This window comes from Desulfomarina sp. (genome assembly GCF_054039375.1).
This window is the reverse complement of record NZ_JBPLBA010000257.1, coordinates 1-5,824: the sequence shown is the minus strand read 5'-3', so window position 1 is coordinate 5,824 and position 5,824 is coordinate 1. Positions and strand designations below refer to the sequence as shown.

Here is a 5,824-nt window from a genome sequence, read left to right as displayed (position 1 = left end):
AGATGCTCTCTGCCTGCATGACGGTCAGATTAAATCCAGGGTCTGTATGGCCCAGGGCCGCCAGAATACCAATTACGGTATTAACCTGTACGCCTGTCATCCCTTCTTCATTCAGGGTATTTCTACTATGACCAATGGTGAAAATACAGCCTTTGTCCCCATCAAGGAATGGCTGCTTGGAAAAAACATTCCCGGCTACATGGGTTATCAGAGTGACAGTGAGGTCTTTGCCCATATACTCCATTACACCCTGAAAAAACTGAAACTCCCCCTGGCTGCCTATAAACATATTATTACTCCTTTGAGCACCTCTGAACTGAACCGCCATCCCCAGGGTGACTTCCTCAAAGGACTGCGCGACGCCTGCAAACGACTGGTCATAGACGGCCCGAACGCGGTAATCGGCACCCTGCCCGATGAAACATGCCTGCTGGTTATGGATCAGAAAAAACTGAGGCCGGCAACTGTGGGGGGTAAAAGAGGAACCTGGGCAATTGCATCCGAGATCTGCGGAGTCGATGCAATGATCCCCGACCGCGACCCCTCGCTCGACTTTCAGCCAATGCGTGAACACACAGTAATTGTCCCCCCTGACAGAAAGGAACTTTTAATATGGTCTCAACACGATCAGCTGCAGTTACCCCTGGCAGCTTAACTTATACAGATTTTCCCTGGATTATCGAACACCGTGAAGACAGGTGTACGCTCTGCGGCCAGTGTACTGCTGTCTGTCCCAAGGAAGCTATCCGCCTTTCCCATATGAGACAGCGTCTGCCAAAGCTTGATGTGATGGGAAAGAAAAGGGGAAACACTTACAGAACATTTACCGGGATCCGCCAGCAGACCGATATGGCCCACGCCTGTATCGGCTGCGGCATGTGCTCCATGGTCTGTCCAAATGATGCCATAACGCCTGTCCCCGGAACAAACGAAAACCGCACCACCTTTTTTGACAACCAGAAAGGCGAACCGAAGAAACGGGGAGGACGACGCAATGTCTCCGGCCCGACCCTTCTTGACCGGATTGTCTTTGACAGGATCTCCATGTTGACCGATCCTGCCCTGGATGCCGGAAGACATGAGTTCACCATCACCACAACCCTGGGCAGAATCCTCTCCCCTGAGGATTATCTTGACAGGAAAATCAATGGTGGCTGGATTCCGGCTACCAGGGAAATTTTCCCTTTTGTCATTGGCTCCATGTCTTTTGGCGCTCTCTCGCCCAACATGTGGCTGGGGTTGCTGCAGGGAGTTGCGTACTGCAATGAGGTCCTTGGAATTCCGGTCGTCATGTGCACGGGCGAAGGAGGCTGTCCTCCCTGGGTATTAAAAAGCCCCTATCTGAAATATATCATCCTGCAGATTGCCTCCGGCTATTTTGGCTGGGACGAAATAATCAGGGCAATTCCGGACATGCAGTGTGATCCGGCGGCTATTGAAATAAAATATGGCCAGGGCGCAAAACCCGGCGATGGCGGCCTGCTGATGTGGTACAAGGTTTCAAAACTTATCGCCCGGCTGCGTGGTGTTCCCGAGGGTGTTGATCTTCCCTCACCGCCGGTTCACCAGACACTCTACTCCATTGAGGAAAGTGTCATGAAAATGATCCAGACCCTTTCCATGGCTTTTGAGCATAAAGTGCCCATTTATCCAAAAATCTCTGCTTCAACTTCAGCTAAATCCGTACTGAACAACCTGGTGCGCAACCCCTATGCCGCTGGTCTCATGATCGATGGTATCGACGGAGGAACCGGGGCCGCCTACAATGTTTCCATGGATGCCACAGGTCATCCCATCGCCTCCTGTGTCCGGGAATGCTATCTTGACCTTGCGGCCCAGGGGAAACAGAACGAAATACCGATTTTTGCAGCCGGCGGTATCGGGAAAAACGGTAATGTTGCCCAGAACGGTATGGCCCTTATCATGCTGGGTGCCTCAGGAGTACATATCGGCAAATATATCATGCAGGCCACCGCAGGTTGCCTGGGAAATGAAAAAAATCGCTGCAATGTCTGCAACATAGGCATATGCCCCAAGGGTATCACCAGCCAGAACGCCAAGCTCTACAGAAGGCTTGATCCCGATCTGGTTGCCGAAAGAGTCGCCGACACCTTTATGTCCATAAGTACCGAGGTGAAAAAGATCATGGCCCCCCTGGGACGCTCCCAGAGTCTGCCGATCGGCATGTCGGACGCCCTGGGCATTGCTGATAAGGCAGCGGCCGACAGGCTGCAGATCAAATATGTCTGCTGATCAGCCAACATGGGAAAAGATTTAAATATCCAATCGGATTCGTAAAATTTTAAGGAGTTTGTGGTGATAAAAACAGTTGTGAAAGGTCGCGATGAAAACGGCAGGCGTATCAGCTCAATGCAGTTTGAAAAGCTGGTGCGTGAAGCCGCAGAATTACCCAGGGCCTCTGAACTTGTTCTTGAATCCTATGGCCAGCACAATATCGGCATCAGGCTGCAGAAAAAAGGTGGCATTCACCTGACTGTCAAAGGACCTTCAGGGCAGCGACTGGGATGCATGGGAATGCCGGGTACGACTATCCGCTGCGAAGGTGCAACCTCTGATGATGTCGGCTATCTCAACATTGGCGCAGAAATAACAGTCCTCGGTGACGCCACCAACGGTGCCTGCAATGCCATGGCCAACGGCAAGGTTTTTATTGGTGGTTCCATTGGCGCCCGTGGCCTGACGATGACCAAATGGAATCCCGATTATGAAAGACCAGAACTCTGGGTTCTTGGTTCCACCGGTGACTCCTTTGCAGAATTCAACTGTGGAGGCATAGCCGTTGTCTGTGGTATTGATGCCAAAAACCCTGAAAATATTCTCGGCTACCGCCCATGTGTGGGTATGGTTGGCGGATCCATCTATTTCAGGGGTAAAATAGACAATTCCTTTCCGCCACAAAATGCCAAACTTGCTGATCCCGATGATGACCAGTGGCAGTGGCTGATGGATAACATGGTCGGTTTTCTCGATAACATAAATCGTACCGACCTTCTGAAAACCCTCTCCGTCAGGGAAGAGTGGCGAATGCTGCTTACAGTCACTCCCCAGGAAAGGGCTTTGATGTGGTCAGGGCCCATGCCCATGGCGGAGTTTCGCAACAATTACTGGAACAAAGCTTTTGGAGGCGATCCCCTGAGGGATCTAGCCCCGGGATTGGAACGGTCCCCCATTGACACCATTGTAACAGGTGACCTTCGTCGCAGAAAGCCCTTCTGGGCCAACTGCGAGTCAGCCGCACCCTGTACATATTACTGCCCCATTCATATCCCCACCGTGGACAGGCTCAGACTGATACGGGAGGGCAGGATAGATGAAGCCTACGAGATGATACTTCAGTATACGCCACTGCCAGCTTCAGTCTGCGGTGCGGTCTGCCCCAATCTCTGCATGGAAAACTGCAGCCGTCAAAATGTGGACACCTCCATTGATGTTCAAGTCCTGGGACAATCTGTCAACACCTCAAAAAAACCGGAAGCACTGCCTCCCACCGGAACAAAAGTTGCCGTTATCGGTGGAGGCCCGGCCGGTATGAACGTTGCCTGGCAGTTGGCTCTGCAAGGTATTGAAGTCACAATTTTTGAACAGGACAATCAGATCGGCGGCAAACTTGCCCAGGTTATTCCCTGGGAACGGCTTCCCCAGGCCATCTGGGACCAGGAAATCAAAAGATTCCTTGAAACACCCAATATATCTGTGAAGTTCAACACTTCCCTGACCCGGGAAAAATTTGCAGCACTGCAGAAGGAATACGATTACGTCGTTGTTGCCGTGGGTACACACGAACCGCGGAGAATTCAATTTCCCGGCAACGAAAAGGTCATTCCCGCCCTCGATTTCCTCAAAGCCGCCAAAAGTGAAAACCCCATGGCTGTCGGCAGAGAAGTTGTCGTGATCGGGGCAGGAAATGTCGGCTGCGATGTTGCCTGCGAAGCCTACCGGCTCGGGGCGGAAAAGGTAACCCTGGTGGATATCCAGAAGCCCCTGGCCTTTGGCAAGGAAAAAGAGGCGGCCGAGGCACTCGGCGCCAGGTTCAGGTGGCCCGTGAGCACAAAAGAGGTCACAGAAGAAGGTCTCGTAACCGAGGAGGGAGAATTAATCCCCGCCCAGACAGTTATTATTTCCATTGGTGATGTTCCTGCTCTCTCATTTTTACCGAAATCGGTTGAGACAATCACAGTTGGAGGTGCATCATGGATCACCACGGATAAAGCCCATGTGACCTCCGATTCCAGAATTCTTGCCGTGGGTGATGTGGAGAAACCCGGCCTTGCGACCAACGCCCTGGGTGCGGGAAAAACCGCCGCGGAATATATAATTGCCGCAGAAAAAGGCGTTGAATGGCACCCCTTTGACAGGCAGCTCATTCCACAGCAGGCGTTGACCATCACCCATTATATACCGGAGGAAAGAGGTGAGACGGAAAATGACCAGGCTGACCGCTGTCTCTCCTGCGGTTCCTGCCGGGACTGCCACCTCTGTGAGACAATCTGTCCCACCGGGGCAATTACCCGCAGAGACCTGGGGACAGGGCAGGAAGACGGCTATGAATATATTTCCGATGATACAAAATGTATTGCATGTGGTTTCTGTGCGGACACCTGCCCCTGCGGTATCTGGGCCATGAATACATTCTGATGCCCAACTGTTCACGGAGAGCGGCAACTCTATGATTTTATCACCTTTGAACGTAACTACTCACAGGGGTAGCAATTATATGATTTTATTACCTCTGAAGTGTAATTGTTCACAGGTGCCCCAGATTTTTGCAGGCTCTTTTGTTCGCTATAGCCTACCTATGCGGACAAAAGAGACCGTGAAAAGCTGGGGTGCCTGTGAGCAATTACCTTTGAACAGAAATTACGATTCATCAGGCTGCGTTCCAGACGTTATTAGAAAACAGGTTATGACCGGCGGATCAGCCGGATACTCACATCGTATCTGGCTGTGTCAATATCTGCAGGGAGAAGGCGTTCATCCGGAACCATTATAGTCAACACCCTGCCCCGCTTCGGGTCTTTTGCCTGCTTTGTCCTGCGCTCCATCCCAGAAGGACCTGCAACACCTCTTCGGGGTGGACGGACATGGAGAAGCTGGGCTTCAATTGACTGGGTTGCGGCCGGCGGCGGTTTTTTTCCTTCCGCTTTCAGGGGAGGGATTGAGCCAATTATTATTTCCATTTTCCCGCTCCTTTCTCTGTTCCTTAAAGTTCCCGGATCCGTCAACAACACCTAACAACATACCGCTTTTCTGTACTTTTTCAACATTTTCTCTTTTATGCTCACCATAAAGAAAATTCAGAATATGCTTTTTCCTGGTAATACGTTCCCTTTAACAGGTAAATTAGATGGAGTTAAGGGGCAATAAAATCATAGAATTGTATCCCTTGAATCGTACTCCATAAAAAATCAGTGAAATGAAAGACCCCTTAAAAAAAATTCTCACACCCATAAATGAACTGCAGAACATCCGCGGGGTTGATCTGCCCATTGGTCTTGAATTTCTCCAGCTTGTAGTCACAGGCCCTCCCGGAGCAGGAAAATCCCATTATATTGATCAGATACGGGGCTGGCCCAATGAGGGATTTCTTGACCTGACTAAAAAAGGCTGGTGGAAGGACCAATCCCTGTTATACAGACCCAGGGAGGTCCACCTGGGTCTGCCATTTAAGGGCTGCAGCGAATCGCTGACCGTGTTTGACAAGGAATGGCTTGATGCCGTCCCACCACCAATCCTTGACCCTGCCGGAATCAAAATCCCCCCCGACAAAGAGCTCCCCTTCCACACCAACTGGCGAAATCGCTAC

General features: G+C 51.1%; 4 protein-coding genes and 1 pseudogene. 4 read left to right on the top strand and 1 reads right to left on the bottom strand.

From position 1 onward, the window contains the following. The 3 genes from ACXLDX_RS14095 to ACXLDX_RS14085 form a co-directional block, all read left to right on the top strand. On the top strand, positions 1-655 hold a 655-nt coding region (locus tag ACXLDX_RS14095; RefSeq protein WP_503417360.1), incomplete at its 5' end, for a class II glutamine amidotransferase domain-containing protein. Beyond that, positions 613-2,253, top strand: a complete 1,641-nt coding sequence (locus tag ACXLDX_RS14090; protein WP_457577824.1) for a glutamate synthase-related protein — start codon at positions 613-615, stop codon at positions 2,251-2,253. The genes ACXLDX_RS14095 and ACXLDX_RS14090, both read left to right, overlap by 43 nt. Positions 2,254-2,316: 63 nt before the next feature. Then, complete coding sequence (locus ACXLDX_RS14085; RefSeq protein WP_457577823.1) at positions 2,317-4,656, top strand: FAD-dependent oxidoreductase; 2,340 nt, start codon at positions 2,317-2,319, stop codon at positions 4,654-4,656. A gap of 266 nt (positions 4,657-4,922) precedes the next feature. Here the strand turns inward: ACXLDX_RS14085 and ACXLDX_RS14080 are convergent, their stop codons facing one another. Beyond that, a complete protein-coding gene (locus tag ACXLDX_RS14080) occupies positions 4,923-5,198 on the bottom strand; it encodes a hypothetical protein (protein WP_457577822.1) in 276 nt (91 codons plus the stop codon). Between the two features lie 236 nt (positions 5,199-5,434). Here ACXLDX_RS14080 and ACXLDX_RS14075 point away from each other — a divergent pair. Continuing rightward, positions 5,435-5,824: pseudogene (locus tag ACXLDX_RS14075) on the top strand (metallophosphoesterase); the annotation flags it as partial.